Annotated in this window: 18 protein-coding genes and 1 tRNA gene; 12 read left to right on the top strand and 7 right to left on the bottom strand. The window is 65.7% G+C overall.

The genetic code is table 11. The features are described from left to right. Nucleotides 1–34 precede the first annotated feature (34 nt). Together OC550_RS08075 and OC550_RS08070 are read left to right on the top strand one after the other, a co-directional pair. Nucleotides 35–1510, top strand: coding sequence for a glyceraldehyde-3-phosphate dehydrogenase (locus tag OC550_RS08075; RefSeq protein ID WP_262104974.1), 1476 nt, complete (start codon nucleotides 35–37; stop codon nucleotides 1508–1510). 109 nt (nucleotides 1511–1619) lie between these two features. Further along, entirely contained in the window at nucleotides 1620–1826 is a 207-nt protein-coding gene (locus tag OC550_RS08070) for a hypothetical protein (protein WP_262104971.1), read from the top strand. 36 nt (nucleotides 1827–1862) lie between these two features. Here the strand turns inward: OC550_RS08070 and def are convergent, their stop codons facing one another. The 3 genes from def to orn form a co-directional block, all read right to left on the bottom strand. After that, nucleotides 1863–2435: a peptide deformylase gene (def, locus tag OC550_RS08065; protein WP_262104969.1), complete on the bottom strand. Its 573-nt coding sequence runs from the start codon at nucleotides 2433–2435 to the stop codon at nucleotides 1863–1865. 95 nt (nucleotides 2436–2530) lie between these two features. Beyond that, a tRNA-His gene (locus OC550_RS08060) sits at nucleotides 2531–2606 on the bottom strand. Nucleotides 2607–2773: 167 nt separating this feature from the next. Further along, nucleotides 2774–3382 (bottom strand): oligoribonuclease, encoded by a 609-nt coding sequence (gene orn / locus OC550_RS08055; protein WP_262104967.1) that lies wholly within the window; start codon nucleotides 3380–3382, stop codon nucleotides 2774–2776. Nucleotides 3383–3623: 241 nt separating this feature from the next. Here orn and mptB point away from each other — a divergent pair, with 241 nt between their 5' ends. The 8 genes from mptB (at nucleotide 3624) to OC550_RS08015 (ending at nucleotide 10717) form a co-directional block, all read left to right on the top strand. Then, on the top strand, nucleotides 3624–5153 hold the full coding sequence (gene mptB / locus OC550_RS08050) for a polyprenol phosphomannose-dependent alpha 1,6 mannosyltransferase MptB (RefSeq protein ID WP_262104965.1): 1530 nt from the start codon (nucleotides 3624–3626) through the stop codon (nucleotides 5151–5153). Between the two features lie 70 nt (nucleotides 5154–5223). Beyond that, a complete protein-coding gene (locus tag OC550_RS08045; RefSeq protein ID WP_262104963.1) occupies nucleotides 5224–5658 on the top strand; it encodes a DUF3224 domain-containing protein in 435 nt (144 codons plus the stop codon). A 53-nt stretch (nucleotides 5659–5711) separates the two neighbouring features. Continuing rightward, nucleotides 5712–6560, top strand: coding sequence for an ABC transporter permease (locus OC550_RS08040; RefSeq protein WP_262104962.1), 849 nt, complete (start codon nucleotides 5712–5714; stop codon nucleotides 6558–6560). After that, a complete protein-coding gene (locus tag OC550_RS08035) occupies nucleotides 6544–7332 on the top strand; it encodes an ABC transporter ATP-binding protein (protein ID WP_262104961.1) in 789 nt (262 codons plus the stop codon). Before OC550_RS08040 ends, OC550_RS08035 begins: the two co-directional genes overlap by 17 nt. Then, a complete protein-coding gene (locus OC550_RS08030; RefSeq protein ID WP_262104960.1) occupies nucleotides 7332–8405 on the top strand; it encodes a glycosyltransferase family 2 protein in 1074 nt (357 codons plus the stop codon). The genes OC550_RS08035 and OC550_RS08030 overlap by 1 nt, the downstream gene beginning before the upstream one ends. Then, nucleotides 8402–9226 (top strand): CDP-alcohol phosphatidyltransferase family protein, encoded by an 825-nt coding sequence (locus OC550_RS08025; RefSeq protein ID WP_262104959.1) that lies wholly within the window; start codon nucleotides 8402–8404, stop codon nucleotides 9224–9226. The genes OC550_RS08030 and OC550_RS08025 overlap by 4 nt, the downstream gene beginning before the upstream one ends. Before the next feature lie 12 nt (nucleotides 9227–9238). Further along, the gene (locus tag OC550_RS08020; protein ID WP_262104958.1) at nucleotides 9239–10162 is read left to right on the top strand and encodes a glycosyltransferase family 2 protein; all 924 of its coding nucleotides are present in this window, start codon (nucleotides 9239–9241) and stop codon (nucleotides 10160–10162) included. A gap of 93 nt (nucleotides 10163–10255) precedes the next feature. Then, nucleotides 10256–10717, top strand: coding sequence for an adenylyltransferase/cytidyltransferase family protein (locus OC550_RS08015; protein ID WP_262104957.1), 462 nt, complete (start codon nucleotides 10256–10258; stop codon nucleotides 10715–10717). Here the strand turns inward: OC550_RS08015 and OC550_RS08010 are convergent. Then, on the bottom strand, nucleotides 10701–11771 hold the full coding sequence (locus OC550_RS08010; protein WP_262104956.1) for an acyltransferase family protein: 1071 nt from the start codon (nucleotides 11769–11771) through the stop codon (nucleotides 10701–10703). The two genes, OC550_RS08015 and OC550_RS08010, sit on opposite strands and share 17 nt — an antisense overlap. Continuing rightward, complete coding sequence (locus OC550_RS08005) at nucleotides 11768–14332, bottom strand: glycosyltransferase (protein ID WP_262104955.1); 2565 nt, start codon at nucleotides 14330–14332, stop codon at nucleotides 11768–11770. The genes OC550_RS08010 and OC550_RS08005 overlap by 4 nt, the downstream gene beginning before the upstream one ends. 189 nt (nucleotides 14333–14521) lie before the next feature. Between OC550_RS08005 and OC550_RS08000 the strand changes: the two genes are divergently transcribed. Both OC550_RS08000 and OC550_RS07995 read left to right on the top strand, forming a co-directional pair. Further along, nucleotides 14522–14872 (top strand): hypothetical protein, encoded by a 351-nt coding sequence (locus OC550_RS08000; RefSeq protein ID WP_262104954.1) that lies wholly within the window; start codon nucleotides 14522–14524, stop codon nucleotides 14870–14872. Next, on the top strand, nucleotides 14869–16719 hold the full coding sequence (locus tag OC550_RS07995; protein ID WP_262104953.1) for a glycosyltransferase: 1851 nt from the start codon (nucleotides 14869–14871) through the stop codon (nucleotides 16717–16719). The genes OC550_RS08000 and OC550_RS07995 overlap by 4 nt, the downstream gene beginning before the upstream one ends. Nucleotides 16720–16767: 48 nt before the next feature. Here OC550_RS07995 and OC550_RS07990 read toward each other — a convergent pair whose 3' ends face one another. Beyond that, complete coding sequence (locus tag OC550_RS07990; RefSeq protein WP_262106290.1) at nucleotides 16768–18789, bottom strand: acyltransferase family protein; 2022 nt, start codon at nucleotides 18787–18789, stop codon at nucleotides 16768–16770. 108 nt (nucleotides 18790–18897) lie between these two features. Beyond that, on the bottom strand, nucleotides 18898–20121 hold the full coding sequence (locus tag OC550_RS07985) for a CDP-glycerol glycerophosphotransferase family protein (RefSeq protein ID WP_262104951.1): 1224 nt from the start codon (nucleotides 20119–20121) through the stop codon (nucleotides 18898–18900). Nucleotides 20122–20208 lie beyond the last annotated feature (87 nt).

The following is a 20208-nucleotide window of genomic DNA, read 5'->3' as shown; positions in this document are numbered from 1 at the left end:
AGGAAGACCCCGGCTGATGTAGGAAGGTAACTCTGTGAACCAGAAGTCTGAAGCGGCCTTGGATACGTGGATCAACCGCGAAGCGCTCGCTGAAACGATGATTCCGCTGATTGGCCGTTTGTACCGCGAAAACAATGTGGTCACGTCCATCCACGGCCGCAGCCTGATCAACCAGTCCGTCGTGGGCATTCTCAAGGCCCACCGCTTCGCCCGGCAGATCGACGAGGTGGAGCTGCCGCTGGAAGAAACCTTCCCCGTGCTGCAGGCTCTGACCGAACTCGAGCTTGGCGCAGGCTCGGTCGACCTGGCCCGCCTGCTGGGCAAGTTCAAGGACGAAGGTGCAGGCCGCGACCTCAAGGAGTTCCTGCGCGGGGAACTCTCCGGGATCGTGGGCAAGCGCGGTGAAGACACCCGCACCAGTACCGACGTCGTGCTGTACGGCTTCGGCCGCATTGGCCGCCTGCTCGCCCGGATCCTGATCGGGCATTCCGGCGGCGGACATGGCCTGCGGCTGCGCGCCGTGGTGGTCCGCAAGGGCAGCGAGAACGACCTGGTCAAGCGTGCCAGCCTGCTGCGCCGCGACTCGGTCCACGGACCCTTCGAGGGCACCATCTCGGTGGACGAGGAAGCCAATACCATCCTCGCCAACGGCACCCTGATCCAGTTCATCTACTCCAACGATCCGTCCACGGTGGACTACACCCAGTACGGCATCGAGGACGCGATTGTCGTCGACAACACCGGCAAGTGGCGCGATGAGGCCGGGCTGTCCCAGCACCTGCAGTGCCCGGGCGTATCCCGCGTTGTTCTCACGGCCCCGGGTAAGGGCAACCTGAAGAACATCGTCCACGGCGTGAACCACAAGGACATCACCGCCGAGGACAAGATCGTCTCGGCCGCATCCTGCACGACCAACGCGATCACCCCGGTGCTCAAGGCGCTCAACGACAAGTACGGCATTATCCACGGCCACGTCGAAACCGTGCACTCGTACACCAATGACCAGAACCTGATCGACAACTTCCACAAGGGTTCCCGCCGCGGCCGTTCGGCAGCGCTGAACATGGTGCTGACCGAGACCGGCGCCGCCAAGGCCGTGGCCAAGGCGCTGCCCGAGCTGGAGGGCAAGCTGACCGGCAACGCCATCCGTGTTCCCACCCCGGACGTCTCCATGGCCATCCTGAACCTCAACCTGGAGCAGGAAGCAACCAAGGACGAGCTCAACAGCTACCTCCGCGCGGTGTCGCTCGATTCCGACCTGCACAAGCAGATCGACTACATCGCTTCTCCGGAGGTCGTCTCCACGGACTTCGTCGGATCGCGCCGCGCCGGCATCGTGGACGGCCTGGCGACAATCGCCAACGGCAAGAACGCCGTGCTCTACGTCTGGTACGACAACGAGTTCGGCTACAGCTGCCAGGTCATCCGCGTCCTCGAGGAAATTGCGGGCGTCCACCCGCAGCAGTTCCCCGTGGTCGCCAACGAGCCGCTCGCCGAGGCTATCGGCTGACCTGACCCTCGCAGGTCAGGCTGAAAGTGCCGGCCGCGCCCCTGTGGCGCGGCCGGCACTTTCGTATGTGGCTATGGCTTTGCCGCAGCCGTGTTCCTAGAATGTCCCCATGACTGAGACACAGCTCACGCGTTGGGAAAAGGCGCAGGCCAACCACAAGGAAGCCGTCCGCCTGCTGGAGGATGCCAAGGCGGCGTTTGCCCGGGGGGAAGTCCCGCAGAAGCGCGTGGACGAGCTCACCAGGCTCAAGGAGATCGCCACGGAGGACTATCTCCGGTGCGAAAAGGAACACCGCTCCGGCTTCACCGACTACTGACGGCGGCCTGGCCTGGTGCCTAGCGCCGCATGATGCTCAGTGCCCGAACGGGTCCGGGTCCACGCCGGGCATCCAGGTCTGCCCGGGGATGCCCCAGCCGGCATTCTTGATGTGCTTGCGGGCCCGCTTGCCCCAGCGCCCGTCGAGGCGGTCGATATAGAGCTTGCCGTCCAGATGGTCGTATTCGTGCTGCATGACCCGCGCGAACCAGCCGGTGGCCTCGAAGTCCAGCGGGTTCCCGTGCTCGTCGAAGCCGCGGACGCGTATCCATTCCGCCCGCTTGAGCGGATAGGACAGCCCGGGCACCGACAGGCAGCCTTCGACCTCGTCGTCCGGATCCGGCTCGGCGCCGGACACCTTGCCCAGCGTGAGCGAAGGGTTGACGACGACGCCGCGTTCGGGAACGCCGTCGTCGTTGGCGTAGTGGTAGGTGTAGAGGCGGAGACCGACGCCGATCTGCGGCGCGGCGAGGCCGACGCCGTGGGCCTCGTCCATCGTCTCGTACATGTCCCGGACGAGTTCGCGCAGTTCGTCGTTGAAATCTTCCACGACGGCTGCGCGGCGGTGCAGGACCGGCTCCCCGGTGATGGTGACGGGACGGATCGTCATGCTTCTCCTCATGTGGCACGGCCGGAAAAAGCGAAGAGCCGCCTGGAGATGTTCCATGCGGCTCTTGCTGGGTAGGCGTGGACGCCAACACTAAATGGGGTGAGTAACGGGGATTGAACCCGCGACCTCCTGGACCACAACCAGGCGCTCTGCCAGCTGAGCTATACCCACCATATGCCTCTTTGTTCCTCCCGGCAGACTCCACTCTAGCGGTTCCTGCCGGTCTTCAACCACAAAAGGCAACGCAGAATAGTCTACATGCCCGGCGGGGTGGTTTTGGCCAATTCGGGCGCTTTCGGCCCGAATTCCGCCAAATGTGTCCCACCTAACATTCGGCGCTACTCCACGGCGGAGACGGTCGAGGCGATCTGCTTGGCCGCCGCCGAGTCGGGACCGGGGGAGGGGACGAAGACGGCCTGCCGGTAGTAGCGCAGTTCGTTGATCGAATCCTTGATGTCGCCCAAGGCCCGGTGGCCGCCGCTCTTGGCCGGGGCCTGGAAGTAGGCCCGCGTGAACCAGCGGCGGGAGAGTTCCTTGATCGTGGAGACATCGATGATGCGGTAGTGCAGGTGCTCGATGACCCGGGGCATGTCGCGGGCCAGGAAGTTGCGGTCGGTGCCTACGGAGTTGCCGGCGAGCTGGGCCTTGCGCGGTTCGGGGACCCATTGGGTGATGTATTCCATCACGCGGTCCTCCGCCTCGCTCATCGAAACGCCCGACGGGAGCTCGTCCAGCAGTTTCGAGGTGGTGTGCATCTGGCGGACGAAATCGCCCATTTGCTCCAAGGCCTCTTCGGTCGGCTTGACGATGACGTCGACGCCTTCGCCGAGGACATTGAGCTCCGAGTCGGTGACCAGGACGGCTACCTCGATCAGGGCGTCCTTTTCCAGGTCGAGCCCGGTCATTTCGCAATCTATCCAGACAATATGTTCATTAGAGATAGGCACCGCTCCAATGTACCGCGTCGGCCCCCGGGCCAGACGGCTTGGACCGGCCGCCCGGTGCGTGCTGCCCGGGCGGCGACGGGTCCGAATGCTAGAATTCGCTGTTAGGCACCCCCCGCGGCATGAGCCCGCGGCAGCCTCCTTGCCCGCCGTTCCCGGGAAAGCCGCCGAGCGGCGTGGCAACCGGCCCAGCAGTGTGCCGCGACTGACCTGACCGCCCGGATGGATTGGATATGCCGAGACCATGACAGCCAGCATGCCCGCTGCTGAAGCGACCGGCTCCGCCAAGGAGCGCGAAGGAGGCGGGCAGTCAGCGCGAAGCATTATCGAAGGCACCATCGGCTCCTTCCTAATGTTCTTCGGCTCCCTCGGGGTCGGCTGGCTGGCCTCGATTTCGGAACTGCGCCGCTGGCCGCTGCTGATCTGGCTTCGGGTGGAGCCGGCGGGCGTCGTTCTCTCCGTGGTCCTGCTGGCGCTCGGCGGCATGCTCCTGGTCCGTTCGTGGCTGCGCCTCGGCCAGCGCTTCACGGTCTGGGGGAAGGAGTCCCGCAGGGCGACCTACACCGCGATCATCGCCTGGGGCACTCCGCTGGCGTTCAGCATCCCGCTGTTCAGCCGGGACGTGTATGCCTACATCGCCCAGGGCAAGGTGATGGTCAATAACCTGAATCCCTACGTCGACGGGTACGACCAGCTCTCCAATTACCTGCAGACCGGGGCCGACGACCTCTGGGCCCAGAGCCCCACGCCCTACGGTCCGGTCTTCCTGTGGATGGAAGAGTTCGTCGTCTGGCTGACCGGCGGCCACCCCGAGTTCTCCATCATCCTGTTCCGCATCATCGCCCTGGCCGGGGCCGCCATGTGCGTCTACTACGGGCCGAAGCTGGCAGAACTGCACGGCATCAATCCGAACCGCGCGCTCTGGCTGGCCTGTGCCAATCCGCTCTTCCTGACCACCTTCATCGCCAGCGTGCACAATGACGCCCTGATGCTGGGGCTGGCCCTCGGAGGCCTGTACCTGGCCGCAGTCGGGAAGCCGCTGCCGGGCATCCTGCTCGTCACGCTGTCCGTCGGCATCAAGCCGATCACGCTGATCTTCCTGCCGTTCCTTGGGCTCCTCTGGGCCGGCAAGGGCGCCAGCTGGCCGCGCAAGTTCTTCTACTGGGCCGTGACCGCGGCCCTGTCGCTGGGGCTCCTTGGCATCCTCGGCCTGATCAACGGGTTCGGGTTCGGCTGGGTCTCGGCCCTGAGCACCCCCGGGAGCATCTGGATCTGGTACGCCCCGATCGGCCTTCTCGGCGCGGCCCTGGGCGGAATGTTCGATGCCTTCTCCCTGGACGGGGAGACGGTGACCTGGCTGGTACACAAGATGGGTACGGCACTGTCCATCGCCGTCGTACTGTGGATGATGTTCCGCGGCCGGCACGAACTGATCGTGCGCCGCCTGGCACTGGCCATGGCAGCTGTGGTGCTGCTGGCGCCGATCATCCAGGCCTGGTACGTGGTCTGGTTGCTGCCGCTGTTCGCGGCGACAGGCATCCGCAACGACTGGCAGGTGCGGACCGTGTACTCCGTCACATCGTTCCTGATGGTCTATGCCATCGCAGACCAGCTGGACATCTTCCCGTACATCGCGATCGACCTGAACGCGGCGCGGCTGCTGGCCGCGTTCGTGGCCGTAGCTTTCGCGGTCTACCTGATCTTTTTCGACCCCAGGACGCGCAAGCTGTTCCGGAAGGAATACAGGGACGCGGCCGACGACAGGCTGTTCTGAGCCACGATAGGGCGGGCCGCGAGGCGGCCGCCCGAAGGCAACGGCAGCAGAGAGTGGAGATACTGGAGCAATGACGACCGAACCCGAAGAAGTAATCGCCGCCGATTTCGACGTCACCGAGTGGGACCCCGAGCCCTACGAGATGGAGGGCTCGAATTCGGAACTAAGCAGGGTCCGGGTGACCAAGCTTTTTGACGGTTTGATCACAGGCACCAGCCGCGCCGAACTGCTGATGGCAGGCAATAGCCGGGGAGCCGGCTACGTGGGCTCGGAGGTTTTCACCGGTACCGTCGACGGCAGGTCAGGTTCGATGATCATCCAGCACTGGGGCCTTGCCGAGGGAGAAGTGGCGGTCAGCGACGGACACATCATCCCCGGGTCCGGCACCGGCGAGCTGAAGGGAATTGTTGGCAAGGCGACGTACTCGCAGGACGCGGCCGGGCAGCACAGCCTCCAGCTGCGCATCTACTTCCGGACCGAGACGCCGACCGAGCTACCCGGCTGATCCTCTAAACTCAGTACGTTACGAACCGATTGCTGTAAGGAAACACACCTGGCATGAGCCTTGCCGACTATGCGAACCGGAACCGACTCCACCGAGTCGGTGCCCGGCCGTCGCTGCACCGCTATCTAGCCGATGCCTGGAGCCGCCGCGACTTCGCCATCGCCATGGCCAAGTACAAGATCGAAGCAGCGAACCAGCGCAATCGGCTGGGCATGCTGTGGATCTTCATCAAGCCCACACTCAATGCCGTGATGTACGGCTTGATCTTCGGCGTCCTGCAGGGATCGAACCGTCCGGAGAACTTCCCGATGTACGTGGTGATCGGGGTATTCCTGTTCGAGTACTTTTCGACCTCGATGAACAACGGTGCCAAGTCGATCACCGGCAACGGGGCGCTCGTGCAGTCCCTGGCCTTCCCGAGGATCACCCTGCCGCTGTCCACCGTGATCCAGCAGCTGATGACCCTGGTGCCGATGCTCGGCGTCATGGTGGTCTACATCCTTGTCCTGGGCGCTCCGATCCGGGCGGAATGGCTGCTGATGATCCCGCTGGTGGCGATCTTCACCGTGTTCAACCTCGGCGTGGCCCTGGTCGGGGCGCGGCTCACCGTGCATATCCGCGACCTGACGCAGCTGCTGCCGCTCGTCACGAGGATCCTCTTCTACACCTCGGGGGTGCTCTTCGCCATTGACCGTATCCTGGCGCCCTACCCTTGGGCGGTGGCCCTCTTCGATTTCCACCCGCTGCACGAAGTGCTGTCGATCGCGCGGGGGCTGCTGATGCCGGGTGTCGAATTCAATCCGATCTACTGGCTGTATTTCTCGGTGTGGGCCCTCGTGGTCTTCGTCGCCGGGGTCCTGTTCTTCTGGGCAGCCGAGGAGCGCTATGGCCGAGTCGACTAAAACCGGAGAAGAAGTGCTCAACGAAACCGCAGCGGACGGGCGGAAGCCGGTTGTCGTCGTCGACAACCTGCATGTGAAATACCAGGTGCACGCGGGCGGACGCCCGGTCAAGGGCGCCGGCCGCTCGCTGCTCAAGCGTTCGGGCCGCGGCATCAAGACGGTGCACGCGCTGAAGGGCGTGTCCTTCACGGCCTACGAAAACGAATCGATCGGCGTCATCGGCTCCAACGGCTCCGGCAAGTCCACGCTGATGCGCGCCTTGGTGGGGCTGACTCCGCCGAGCGACGGGGCCGTCTACGCTTCGTCCCGGCCCAACCTGCTGGGCGTGGGCGCGGCCCTGATCCCCGACCTGTCGGGGGAGAAGAACATCCAGCTGGGCGGGCTTGCCCTGGGGTTTTCCAAGCAGGAGATCGGCCATCTGCGGGACGATATAGTCGGGTTCGCCGAGCTCGAGGACTTCATCGACCTTCCGATGCGGACCTATTCTTCCGGCATGCAGGCGCGGCTGAAGTTCGCCATCGCTGCCGCCAAGCAGCACGAGATCCTCATCGTGGACGAAGCCTTGGCAGTAGGTGACCAGCGGTTCCGCCAGCGCAGCGAGGCCAGGATCCGCGAGATCCGCGAGAATGCGGGCACCGTCTTCCTCGTCTCGCACTCCATGAAGTCCGTCCTCGACACCTGCAGCCGGGTGATCTGGATCAACAAGGGCGAACTCATGATGGACGGCGATCCGAAGGAAGTCGTCTCGGCGTACAAGGAAACCAAGAAGTAGTGCCCGACTCACCCACCCTGTCGCGCATCATCCAGCACCCCGGTGTCTCCTATGTCATGCCGATCCTCAATGAGGCCGAGCACATTGAAGCCGCCGTGCGCAGCATCCTCGACCAGGACTACGCCGGGCAGAAGGAAATCGTGCTCGCCCTCGGGCCGTCCACCGACGCCACGAATGAGGTAGTCGCCAGGATGGCGGCGGAAGAACCACGGCTGCACACGGTTGAGAACCCCACGGGCCGCACACCGGCCGGGCTGAACCTGGCCATCCGCGCCTCGCAGTATCCCGTGGTGGTCCGCGTCGATGCGCACACCGAACTGGAGCCCGGCTACACGGAGCGGGGAGTCGCCACCCTGCTGCGCACCGGGGCGGCGGATGTGGGCGGGCTGATGGACGCCCAGGGCAAGACGCCGTTCCAGCGGGCCGTCGCCACGGCGTACGTCTCGCCGCTGGGCCTGGGCGGCGCCGCCTACCACAGCGGCGCGCCGGAGGGCCCGGCGGAATCGGCCTACCTTGGCATTTTCCGGCGCGAGGCCCTCGACGCGGTCGGCCACTTCGAGGAGACCCTCTGGCGCGGCCAGGACTGGGACATGTGCCTCAGGCTCCGGCAGGCGGGCTACGCAGTGTGGTTCGATCCGGAGCTGAAGGTCACGTACTGGCCGCGCGCCACCTGGACCAAGATGGTCCGGCAGTTCTACGCCGCCGGGATCTGGCGCGCCGAGCTGGCACGGCGCCACAAGGAAGGCAAGTCCGTCCGCCACTTCCTGCCACCGGTGCTCGTCATCGCGCTGGCCGTAGGACTGGCGGCGGACGTCCTGCTGGCCGCCGGTGCCACCGCTGCCTGGCCTGCCTGGCTCGCCGTGCTGGTCCTGCTGGCGGGCCTGGTTCCCGTGCTGTATGTGCTCGGGATCGTCTATGCCGCCGTGACGATCAAGGCGGACCTGACCCTTTCCGAGCGGCTCCGGTTGCTGGCCGTCCTGCCCGGGATCCACGTCAGCTGGGGGCTGGGCTACCTGCGGGGACGGATCTTCGGCGCGCACGGCACGGTGGACACGAGCAGGAGGAAATCATGACCGGCCCGATCCGTCCGGCCCGCCCCACGCTGGAGCAGCTGCGCGAAGTGGCGCAGCCGCCGGAAGTGCGCAGCCGCAAGAACGCCGAGCACTGGACCGCGGAGCTGTACCTGCGGCACATCTCGATCTACCTGACCAGCGTCCTGGTCCGCACCGGCATTTCGGCCAACGGCGTCACCGGCCTGATGATCCTTTCCGGCTGGGCTATCTCGGCCGCCCTGCTGATCCCCGGCATCTGGGGCCCGCTGCTGGCGGTGTTCTTCTCCCAGCTGCAGCTCTACTTCGACTGCAGCGACGGCGAGGTGGCGCGGTGGCGCGGGACCCAGAGCCCGAAAGGGATCTTCCTCGACAAGATCGGCCACTACACCACGGAGGGACTGATTCCGCTGGCACTGGCCCTGCGGATCGTCCTGGACCTCGGCCTGCTCGACGCGGACTCGGCGTCCGCGTACCTGCACCTGTTCCTCGGCGCCGTGCTGGCGCTGCTGATCGTGCTCAACAAGGCACAGAACGAGATGGTCCACGCGTCGCGCGCCCTGGCGGGGATGGACAAACTGCCGGACACGGCCGAGGCCAAGGCGGTTCCGTCCGCCTCCGTGGTGGGCAGGCTGCGCCGCCTGGCCCGCTTCCTGCCGTTCCACCGCGTCCTGCACTCCGTCGAAATGAGCCTGCTGATCCTCGCCGCGGCCATCGTGTCGCTGGTGGCGGGCCGGGCGGAACTCGGCGAGCAGTGGCTGCTGTACGTCCTCGTGCCCGGTGTCCTGTTCGTAAACCTCGGCCACTTCGTGGCCATTATGGCCTCGCCCAGGCTGCGGAAGTGAGGCGGCTGCATCATGGCTGACACAGCGGAAAGCACGACGGCGGAGGGCACGTCGCGGACGAAGGCGACGTTCGGCGTCGTGATCCTCACGCAGGGAACGCGCCCGGAGGACCTAAAGCGGGGGTTCCGGTCGCTGCAGGCCCAGCGGGACGTTGACCTCGACGTCGTCGTTGTCGGCAACGGCTGGCGGCCGGAGGGCCTGCCGGACGGCTTCAAGGCACTGCATCTCGAGGAGAATCTCGGCATCCCCGCCGGCCGCAACGCCGGCGTACCCGTGGTCTCCGGAGAGTTCCTGTTCTTCCTGGACGACGACGCGTGGCTGCCGGAGGACGACTTCCTCGCCTCGTGTGCACGACTGTTCCGCGAGCACCCTGACATCGGCATGATCCAGCCCCGGATCGAGGACCCGGCGGACCCGGCCGCGCCGCAGCGCTGGATTCCCCGGCTGCGCAAGGGCGGCAACCACGACTCGAGCAACGTCTTCTCGGTGGTCGAAATGGCCATCGCCATGCGCCGCGATGTCTTCGAGAAGACGGGCGGCTGGCCGTCGAGCTTCTGGTACGCGCACGAGGGCATCGAATTCGCCTGGCGTGTCTGGGACACGGGCTTCCGGACCTGGTACGACGGCGGGCTGCGGGCCGGGCATCCGGTGATCGACCCGCGCCGGCACGAGGAGTTCTTCCGGCTCAACGCCCGCAACCGTGTCTGGCTGGCCCGCCGCAACCTGCACTGGCCGTTCAGCTGGGCCTACGTCGGCTCCTGGACGCTCGTCCAGCTCGCGCGTTCGCGCCGCCAGCCGCAGCAGCTCAAGCCCTGGTTCGCCGGCTGGCGCTCGGGCTGGACCCAGGACCCCTGGGCCCCCGGGGAAGCCAGGCGCAAACTCAAATGGTCGACCATCTTCAGGATGGGCGCTGCCGGCCGCTGGCCGGTGATCTGAGCGCGCCCGCCCGTCCTGCACAGGCCTCCAGCCGAACTGCCCTAGACTGAACAAAAGGTAAATTCCAGCTGAAGAAAAGGTCTGTGGTAGCACGTGGGCAAGACGGTCCTCACTTATGGAACATTCGACCTGTTCCACATCGGACACCTGAACATCCTGAAGCGGCTTGGCGCCCTGGGGGACCGGCTGATTGTCGGAGTATCCACGGACGAGTTCAACGCGCTCAAGGGCAAGAAGCCCGTTGTGCCCTTCGACCAGCGGATCGAGATCGTGCGGTCCATCCGCTACGTCGACGAAGCCATTCCCGAAGACCGGTGGGAACAAAAGCGCGAAGACATCGCCAAGTACGGCGTGGATGTCTTCGGGATCGGCGAGGACTGGAAGGGGAAGTTCGACGATCTGGGCGACAGTGTCGAGGTGGTCTACCTGCCCCGTACCTCCGGCATCTCCACGACGGAAATGAAGCGCGTGCTCAGCGCGTTCGACGAGCGGCACGTGGAGGAACTCAAGCGGACTCTGGACAGCATCAGCCAGATCGTCAAGGAGCTGAGCTGACCGTCCTGGGTGCCGGCGGGAACAATGTCCGCGGCTCGACGACGACCGCCGTCACCATCCTGACCGGCTTCGAGCTGGCCACTATGCAGAATGCGAGCGAGGCTGCCATAAAGGCCACCGTGCGCAGCGTCGGCTGACCGGCGTCGACCAGGCCGGTGGAACCCACCACGGTCAGCAGCGGGAGATGCAGCAGGTACGGGTACATCGTGTGCCGGCCCGCTTCGGCAATCCACGATCCCAGCCGGGACGGGGCGTTGGGCCGGCCCGGTAGGGCCAGCATGAACGCCGCCGCCATGACGGTGCCGGCGGCGAGCGCCAGCAGGCGCCAGCCGGTCCCCTCGAGGGCGGACATGTTCATCGCTTCATAGCCGACGTTCCCCAGGAACGGCTCGCGGTTAAAGTTTCCACCCAGCAGCAACGTCAGCAAGGCGCCTGCCGCGAGCACGGCGACGCCGCCAATGCGGAACCGGACATCCCCGCGCCACTCCGAAATCCTGTCCACCAGCCAGGGCCCGAGCAGGAACATCGGCAGGAAATACAGGACGCGGGACAGCGACAGGAACCCGTCGAAGTCGGAGCTGAGGCCCGCCGCCAGGGCCAGCAGGACCGCGATCGGAACGGCAAAGCGCAGTCCCCGGAACCACGGCGCCATCAGGCGCCAGCCGGCCAGTGCCACCAGGAACCACAACCCGAAGGTCTGGGAGGTGAAGGACCAGCTCGGGTTGTCATCCTCGAAGCGGTAGTTGAAGCCGAAGGCGATCAGCTGGAAAAGGACGTACGGCACGAGCAGCTGCCAGAAGATCTTGGCCAGCCCGGCGCCATCGGCCTGGGCGCGGCGGGCGCCCCAGCCGGCGAGCAGCACGAAGACCGGAATGTGGAAGATGTAGACGTAATTGGACATCACCAGGGCAAGGCCGCTGCTGCCGCGCAGCAAGCCGACCGCGTGCCCGGCCACGACCAGGACGATCGCGGCCCAGCGGGCCTGGTCGATCCAGGTCTGGCGGACGCGGGCCTGGGCCGGCGCTCCGCTGTCGGGCTGCACCTTGGCCGTCATAGGCGGCGCCACTCTTCGGCGAACGGGGCGTAGCCGGAGCTCCACGGTTTCCGTCCGTCCCGCCAGTTGACGAGCCTGGCGTCGTGCCCGTCACCGAGCAGCGGCGAATAATTCCACTTCGGATCCAGTGGGGTCCGTGCTGCTCCGAGGACGGCGTTCAACGCCTCGCCGAAGTCCATCTTGTAGTTCACCAGGAGGCTGACGACGCTCCGGGCGACGCCGGACGAACGTGCGGCTTCCAGATCCATGACCAGGACCGAGGCGTCGAAGACGCGGAAATCGAACGGGTGGAGGGCGTGGCTCACCGCCACCATTTCCATCGCCTTCGCGTGGTCGTTGCGGTGCCGGATGGAAATGGACCGGAGCAGCCGGAAGCCGCTCTGATAGCCCTTGCGGTGCTCATCGCGTGCGGCGACGACCTGTCCGTTGAGCTCCGCCCGCAGTAGGTCGGCGATGTCGGCCCGCAGCATCACGGCGTCGTTAATATAGACGGCGCGCCTGCTTCCGGTGAGGATCTCCGGGACCAGGGCCAGCAGCACGTTCCGGCGCTGCTGCGCGGACACCGAGCCGAACCCGCCGCTGAGCGCCGCCCCGGATAGCCAATGCACGCTGAACGAGGGGGAGGGCAGCCTTAAGCCGCTTTTCACTTCCTCCGGGATGTCATGATCCGGAACCCAGAGCCTGACTTCGGCCGTGGTCGAGGCTGCGATGGAGTTAACCAGCCGCTGCAGGTATTCGGCCCTTCCGGGCCGCAAATCAATGACGACGTCGACGGCCCCGCCGTCCGAGGCGACCGAGGAAGCGGCGCTCCGGGCCATGAGGCTGATGTCTTCAGTGGTCGGCTCGGCCGCAGGCTTCATGGCCAGGAAGCGGTCGGCTTCAGCCATCGCGGGCGCGCAAACCTCCGCCCACTTTGCATACACAACGTCCTCGGAGGCGCCGCCCGCGATCAGGGGAACGACCGCGGCGAGCTTGTCCAGGATGCCCTGCCGGATCTTGTCGAAGTCCTGCGGGGTAGTACCGATGAGCCCGCCGAAGCGGACATCGGACGGGTTTTTTGGATGGAACTCGACTTCGCAGCCGACAGACCGGGCAGGAAGGAAGCAATGCAGCCGGGAGGTCGAAATGTAGCGGTAGCGCTCGTGGTAATTGCCGACCCACTCGACGGCGGTGCCAAGCTTGGCCGCGAACGGCATCTCGCGCATGCTTCGCTGCGTCTGCAGCAGGACGTCCCCCTCACCCGTCTTGGGCGCATCCACGAACGCCGTTGCCGTGCGGTCGTCGCTGCCGTCGCGGCGGAAGACGGTGTCTACCGTGGTCGTCATGCAGCCCGAGAAGAAGGCAGGAACACGTGCTGCCCGCAGCAGCGCCACGGTTTGCCAGTCCCGGCAACCGACCGGGCCGTATTTTTTCAGGTACTTGATCGCTTCCGGCGTCAGCATGTCCGGCTTGTTGACGTGGAACGAGACAAAGATCGGGCGGATGTTGGGGTGGAACGGGAAGTTGAACGTCTGGCCGAAGGTGTGGTGCATGTACCACCCGAAGGCGAAGGCCCAAGTGATTTCGGGTATGTCCTGCAGCGTGCTGGCGTCCCGGAATGTCTCGACGACGCCCACAGTTGCCCCCGCAGTATCGAGCCGACGCTCATCCTTGACGCGGGAACGTGCGTTCTCCAGGAACTGCACGAGGTCCGGATCGCCGACGAATTCGAGGTTGCTGTGCCGGACCAGGTGTCCGATAGAAGACAGGGTCTGGATGTAGTCACCGACATTCCGTGACCATGCATCCGGCTGCTGGTAACTGAGCAGGCCAAAGTTCACCGCAGCCTGCGGCTTCTCCAAGGGTCTCCGTCGCGAGCCTTCCGGAAACCAGGTCTGCAGGCGTTCCAGTTCACGGTGTTGGAGACGCGTCAGGGCATGCGGCGGCCTGTGCAGGCCGTGGACGGCCAGGAGCCGCGCCGCGTCCAACTGGTTCCTGGCGAACGCCATCCGTGCGACGGATAGCAGGTCGGCCGGCGACCAGTCTTCGTGCCCCTGATTGGCCAGGAGCCGCTCGAGGATTTTGGCGGCCTCGTCAGGCGCCTGGCCGAACGCTGCGGCGAAGTATTCCGCCGGGCACAGATTGACGATGCGGTCATCGTCGATGCCGCGGAACTCGCGCCAGGCCAGGTCGGTGCCGGAGATCACCAGCAGGGCCATGCCCCGCAGGCTCCGTACGACATTGGCCGGAGAGCCGGATGCACGCAGGCTGTGGCCCGCGGAGAGCACGGTTTGTGCCTCCCCTGCTGCAATGCTGGAGCGTGCTTCCCGGATGATCGTCGGGGCCAGTGAGCCGCCGCCTGCGACGGTATCGATGATTGACGGTGCCACCGGGGCCGGTTCGGTGGCCACTGCAGGGACGCGGGCCGCAGCTACGCGCGCTGGCTTGCGCCGCGCTATGGTTTCGCCGGCGATGCTGGCCACGGTGGGCAGGAGGGCCTTCGCCACCGGCTTGAGGGATTTCCGTAGGTTGCGCTTCCCCTCTCGCAACGTACGGCCGGGCAGTGCAAAAAGATCAGTCAAGTCGTGGTCCTTGCGACGGTTTGGGGGAAACATCAGGTGACATCTTACTGAATTCGCGATGGCTGCGGTTCGAACGGCGCGAGGATTCGATGGTGACGATAGGGTTGGTGCCGAACTGCGCGTGCGTAACATCATCTGATTGACCTTTGGGGAGTACCTTTGCCTACTGCATCGTCTGGAGGGTTCGAATTGACGAAGACCGGCATCAGTGCCGCGGGTGAGCTGACCTTGCGAGGTATGGCTTGGCTGGCCAACGTCGATTTGGAAGCGGCGGCGTTCGTCGTTGTCGGCAGGAAGACGAAGTCGGAGACTGAATACCCGGCTCAATGGACAGGGAAGGGCCAGCAGCTGGAGGTTTCCGGCCGGATTCCGCTCACTGCGCTCGACATCGCCGGCGACAATCTGGCCGACGTGTATTTCATCGGCCGTGGTTCCGGCCAGGAGACGCGGACCCGCGTCGCATGGGACCGGAGCGTGGCGCACTGGCTTCCTTACCCGACCAAGCTGGGCAACTTGAGCCTGAAGAGGAAGGACTCGTGAGCGGCGTGCAGGAAACCGGGGAGGCGCGCCTTCCGGACATGAAGTATTTCATGGTGCTGTGGGGCATTGCCGACAACTTCGGGGGCATGACCACCATGAGCCTGCACCGGGCCGGTGCTTTTGGCCAGGCGGGGCACCGGGCCACGATCCTGACGTTTGACGTGAAATCCAGTTACGCCTCCACGGTCGAGCGGCTGCGCGCCCAGGGCAAACTTGCCCACGACACCGAGGTCCTCAACGTCTTCCAGTATTACCGTGCAGCAGCTGCCAGTGAGGTCGACGGCCCCAAGCCTGTCGCCGTCCCCGTCGATGACGGCGAGCGGGGCCTTCCGGAAGTAGTGCTCGATCCGGAGGGGAACATTTACTCCCGGGCATTCCTCCGGCCCGACGGCACCACAGTGGCCGCACGGCACTTCTATCGCCCCGATGGAACCGAGTTCCTGCGCGATGAGACACCTCAGACACGGGACGGCGCGAGCAAGGGGCGCTTCCTGACACTGACCGACGAAACAGGTACTGCAAGGGCCCAGTGGCGACGGGCGGGGGACTTCTATCGATTCTGGATGAGGCAACTGGCCGGGGGACAACCGGCCGCCTTCATCGTCGACAGCTCCTTCGCCGGCCCGGTCGTGGCACCTCTCGACGAGCCCAACATCATCAAGCTCATGGTGCTCCACAACAGCCACATCGGTGGTGGCGGAGATCCTTTCCTCGGCAAGCTGGCCACGGGCCAGAAGCCGATCCATGAGAACAGCCTGGCCTGGGACGGACTGGTCTTTTTGACTCGGAAGCAGCGCCAGGACTACGAGGCCCGCTTCGGAAAGTCTACGAACCTCTTCACGGTGTCCAACCCCAAACCGCGGAGCGAGGTGCTCCCGGATTTCGCCGCGCGGGTTCCGAACCGGGGAGTCATGGTGTGCCGGCTGGAGGCACAGAAAAACGTTCCGCACGCCGTCGAGGTCATGGCCCGAGTGCATCAGCAGCGGCCGCTGGTCCGCCTGGACATTTACGGGACGGGTTCGCTCCGTGACGAGCTGCAGGCAAAGATTGACGCGCTCGGGCTGCAGGACTCCGTGCGCCTGCACGGCCACACACCCAACGCGGCGGCCCAGTTCGAGACCGCGCGGTTTTCGCTGCTGACCAGCCGCAACGAAGGCCAGCCGCTCTCCCTGATGGAAAGCCTGGGCCGCGGCTGCCCACCGGTTTCCTACGACATCCGCTACGGCCCCAGCGACGTTATCGAGGACGGCGTCAACGGGTTCCTCGTTCCTGCACGGGACGTGGCAGCCGCAGCTGAACGCGTCATCCGGCTCTGCGACGACGACGATCTTGCCCGCCGGCTGGGCGCCGCCGCCTGGGAGCGGAGTGAGAGATTCTCCAACGAAGCAGTCCTGGAGCACTGGGCCCGGACGATCCGCACGGCGTGGCGCCAGCGCCTGGAGCGGCTGATCCTGACCCATCTGGACTTCCGGCTCGAGGAACTCTTTTACACCGCCGCGGGCGGCTTTGGCATCGCCGGCGACATTCTCTGGGCGCAGCAGTCCGGGCCGGCCGCGGAGGAGATTCTCCGGGCGAACCTGGTGATCGGGCGACGGTCCGGCGGGGCGCCGGCATTCTTTCCCGCCGAGGTCGAGGCACGGGGACCGGGCCGCCTCGGCATCAGGGCGGAGGTGGCTCCGGACGAAATCGCGCGCGATGTGCCCCAGGACAACAACGAGCTGGATATTTTCCTGCAAGTGCAGGGGAACAACGTACTGAAGTCATTCCGCGTCGGGTTTCCCGGGCCCGGACCGTCCTGGAGGCCGTACGCCACGGCCCACGCCTCCCTGAGCCTGAAACTCGTATAGGGCAGCGGCCCGCCCGGAGCCGGGGAATCGGCTCCGGGCGCCCAAACCCTAGCCCCTCAGCGCGTCCCTGATGGGTTGCTCGAGGTAGGGCGCGAGCGTCTTGGCGTAGGTTGCCGTGATGTGCGAGCCGTCGGAGTATGTGACGACGGACCCGATAGCGCCCTCGCAGGATCCCTTGGGGCAGAAATAGCCGTCCAGGTTCACCGTTCCGATGTGCCGGGAACCGAGCTCGCGGGCCGCGGTATACAGGGGATCTATCCAGTGCCACTCACTCGGGGTACCGCTGCAGGCGGCAGCATCGCCGTCGTTCTCGGCCAGGCAGTCGGGAATCGAGCTGATCTCGTTGCCCGGATAGGGCGGATCCTTAATGACGAGGACGTTGGTGCCGGCCTTGTCCCATTCGGCCAGATAGGACAGGTAGCCTTCGACGGCGGGCTCTTCCGTCGTCTTCCAGGACTCGCCCTGCACCGGAACCGACTGCCGTTCGGAGGTGACCACCAGGTCGTACTGGCCGCCCGTTGTTTGATCGAGGACCCAGTCGCCGTACTCCCGGCAATTGTCGGTCTTCTCCTGGGTGTCGAACTGCAGGGGAACGTCCGTCGGGTTGCAGCGTGACACCAGGTAAGTCGAGATGGTCCAGTCGTTCTTCTCCGCCAGGACCTGCAGCGCGGGCAGCCAGTGGCCAGCGTGCGAATTGCCCACCAGTGCAACCTGTGTCTCGCCGTCGCCGTATTCGCAGACGGGACGATCAGTAAACGGAGAGTTGGACCAGCACTGGTCCGCGTAGGCGGCTGGACGATCCTCCTTGGCCAAGGCCGGATCAGGGACCAGCGGGACATCGGGGTCCGGCTGGCATTCCTCGGCCCCATTGGCGACTGCCGCGGCCCCCAGGCACGGATCATTGCTGTTTTCCGCAGCGGCCAACTGCTGCTGCGCCTGTTGAGTGCGGAAACCGACTTCAGCCAGTTGCAGGCCGCCGGCGGCGACCAGGACTGCCATTCCGGCGGCGGCGAATCTGTAGGTTGGGACCAGGCTCTGGGCCGCCCGCGTGAAGCTGAAGCGGTCCTCGATAAACGTCTTGCTGAGCGCGGCCAGTACCAAGGTCGCGGCGAGGATGACCAGCTTGTCCAGCCAGCCCAGGTTCCCGCCGCTGATGTAGGGGAGCAGCACGATCAGGGGCCAATGCCAGAGATAGACGGAGTACGATACACCGCCTAGCCATTGAATTGGACGGGCCGCGAACATGGTCGCCGGTGACAGCCTGTGCCCGGACGCGGCGAGGATCACTAGGGCCGTACCAAGTACCGGCAGCGCGGCCGCATAGCCCGGGAACGGCGTCGCATCCGTAAAGGTCAGTCCGGCAATGACGATCGCGGCTACACCGATCCAGGCGAGGATCGCGTTGGCGGCCGGGTTGAGCCTGGTTGCGGCGAGCGGAGTCAAGGTGGCGATCATCCCGCCGGCCGCCAGTTCCCACATGCGCGTTGGGGTAATGAAGTAGGCGCTGCCCGGCTCGGTGGCCGTGGCATAGACGGAGAAGGCCAGCGAGGCGGCGAACACCATCGCGACCGCTGGGCGCACCAGCGCCATGGGTTTCAGGCGCGCCCTGCCGGCGGCCCAAAATACCGCCAGGATGAGGACGGGCCACAAGAAGTAGAACTGTTCTTCCACCGACAGGGACCAGAAGTGCTGGGTGGGGGTCGGTTCGTTTTCCACGGCCAGATAGTCAACCGAACTGCCGGCCAGGACCCAGTTCTGCACATAGAGGGCGGAAGCGATGACTTCTTTGGCGATGCCTTCCCACAGGGTCGGCGGTGCGACCAGGCGGGCGGCTGCAGCGGTCGCCGCCAGCACCACGAAGGCCGCCGGCAGCAGGCGCCGGATCCGCCGGCCGTAGAACTGCGCCAGGTCCTTGGGCGTCCGCGGCGGTTTCTTGATGAGGTGGGACGTGATCAGGAAGCCCGAAATCACGAAGAAGACGTCCACGCCCACGTAGCCACCGGTGAGCCGTTCGGGCCACAAATGATAGACAACGACCAGACCCACCGCGATGGCGCGGAGGCCCTGGATATCGGCGCGGAAACCGGTTTTCCGGCCGTCCGCTTTTGACTGTTCGGCTGAAATCAGAAGCCTCCTGTCGGCGTTTTTTGGGACCCCAACTTCGCAGTGCCCGCTATTCTACAGGCCGGCCTCCGCCAAGGCCCTTTCGAAGGCGCTGATAAAGCGCCGCGTGCTGGCGTAGGGGGCGGTGTCGCCGAAGATCCGGTGGACCAGGTCCAGCTGTTCCTGGCTGACCGGAGCGGCCTCGAGATCGTGCAGGACCTGCACAATGTTGCCGCTGTCGCCGGCGTCGAGCAGGGGTACGACGCCGGCGATTCCGTTCCGGTCGACCGCGGCCCCGGCATCGGCCGGCAGGGTGACCAGCAGCGGCTTGCCCCGCGGCAGCCAGTCCATCGCCATCGCGGAGATATCGCAGATGCAGACGTCGGCTTCCGTGAAGGACTCGGCAAAATCCGGGCGGTCGTCGACGTAGTGCCCCGCATCGGGCTGCGCCTTGGCGGCCGCCCTGATCATCGCTGCGATCCGGTCGACGGCCTGGCCGTGCGCCGCGAGCCGGGTTCCGCTCCGGGGATGGGGGCGGAAGACCAGGCGGTATTCGCTGCTCGCCAGAATGGCTTCGACCAGCGCCGGTCCGTGCGACACGAGGGAGCCGTAGGCCATGGCCGGGCGGTCGCCTTCCCACGTGGGGGCGTACAGGACGGTAGCGCGCCGCGTCGTGCCAGTCCTTCCCTTCAGGACGTCGCCATCGGTGCCCTCGACGAAATCGTCCAGCTGCGGCCGGCCGATTTCGACCAGGCTCCCGGGCCGCAGATGCCTGACCGCGGCCTCGATCCTGCGCCGCGAAGCTTCGCCGGCGATGAAGCAGTGGTCGTAGGCCTTCAGCTGGTTGGAGGCCATGGAGATCTTGTCGCTCTCACCGTGGCTCAGATGGATATGGATCGGCGAGGTGAGCCGCAGGACGGTGAAATTCGCCTGGTTGTTGTTGACGTAGAAGACAACCCTGGTACCGCGGGTCCGGACGAAATCCTCGACCTGCGTGATACCGGTGGCCAGGTAGACGGGCAGCGGGGCGTCCTTGAGGAGCGCGGCGGCCGTGGACGGTCGGTGGCAGAGCACGGCCACGGGGTGCGTCCTCGCGAGCCTGGACATCGGACCGAACCACTGCCGCACTTGATACGCGCTGGCAACGTCGTCCGCGAAGTAGATCACGGCGTCGTACCCCTGAGCGGTAGCAGGCGCGGCCGATGCCAGCTGCTGGCGCACCCTGCGTTCTAGCAGGAGATTGGAGGCATGGTCGGAAAGGACTTTCAGAGCACGTCGGAACTGCTCGATGCGCGGCACGGGAACTCCTGTCGGCAGGGCTAGCGGTGCCTTACAGCCTAACGAACCGTGACGGCGCCGCCGTGGCCTTTGGCTTCCGCGCCGGCG

This window comes from Arthrobacter sp. Marseille-P9274 (genome assembly GCF_946892675.1).
GTDB lineage: Bacteria > Actinomycetota > Actinomycetes > Actinomycetales > Micrococcaceae > Crystallibacter.
Note: the sequence above shows the minus strand (reverse complement) of the source record. Positions and strands in the feature narration are given on the sequence as shown.

Bases quoted from the DNA above. Each gene is read 5' to 3' on its own strand.
- OC550_RS08045 (WP_262104963.1), top strand. From the start codon at position 5,224: ATGACGACCGAACCCGAAGAAGTAATCGCCGCCGATTTCGACGTCACC.
- mptB (WP_262104965.1), top strand. From the start codon at position 3,624: ATGACAGCCAGCATGCCCGCTGCTGAAGCGACCGGCTCCGCCAAGGAG.
- OC550_RS08025 (WP_262104959.1), top strand. From the start codon at position 8,402: ATGACCGGCCCGATCCGTCCGGCCCGCCCCACGCTGGAGCAGCTGCGC.
- def (WP_262104969.1), bottom strand. From the start codon at position 2,435: ATGACGATCCGTCCCGTCACCATCACCGGGGAGCCGGTCCTGCACCGC.
- OC550_RS08035 (WP_262104961.1), top strand. From the start codon at position 6,544: ATGGCCGAGTCGACTAAAACCGGAGAAGAAGTGCTCAACGAAACCGCA.
- OC550_RS08020 (WP_262104958.1), top strand. From the start codon at position 9,239: ATGGCTGACACAGCGGAAAGCACGACGGCGGAGGGCACGTCGCGGACG.
- OC550_RS08040 (WP_262104962.1), top strand. From the start codon at position 5,712: ATGAGCCTTGCCGACTATGCGAACCGGAACCGACTCCACCGAGTCGGT.
- OC550_RS08070 (WP_262104971.1), top strand. From the start codon at position 1,620: ATGACTGAGACACAGCTCACGCGTTGGGAAAAGGCGCAGGCCAACCAC.
- OC550_RS08010 (WP_262104956.1), bottom strand. From the start codon at position 11,771: ATGACGGCCAAGGTGCAGCCCGACAGCGGAGCGCCGGCCCAGGCCCGC.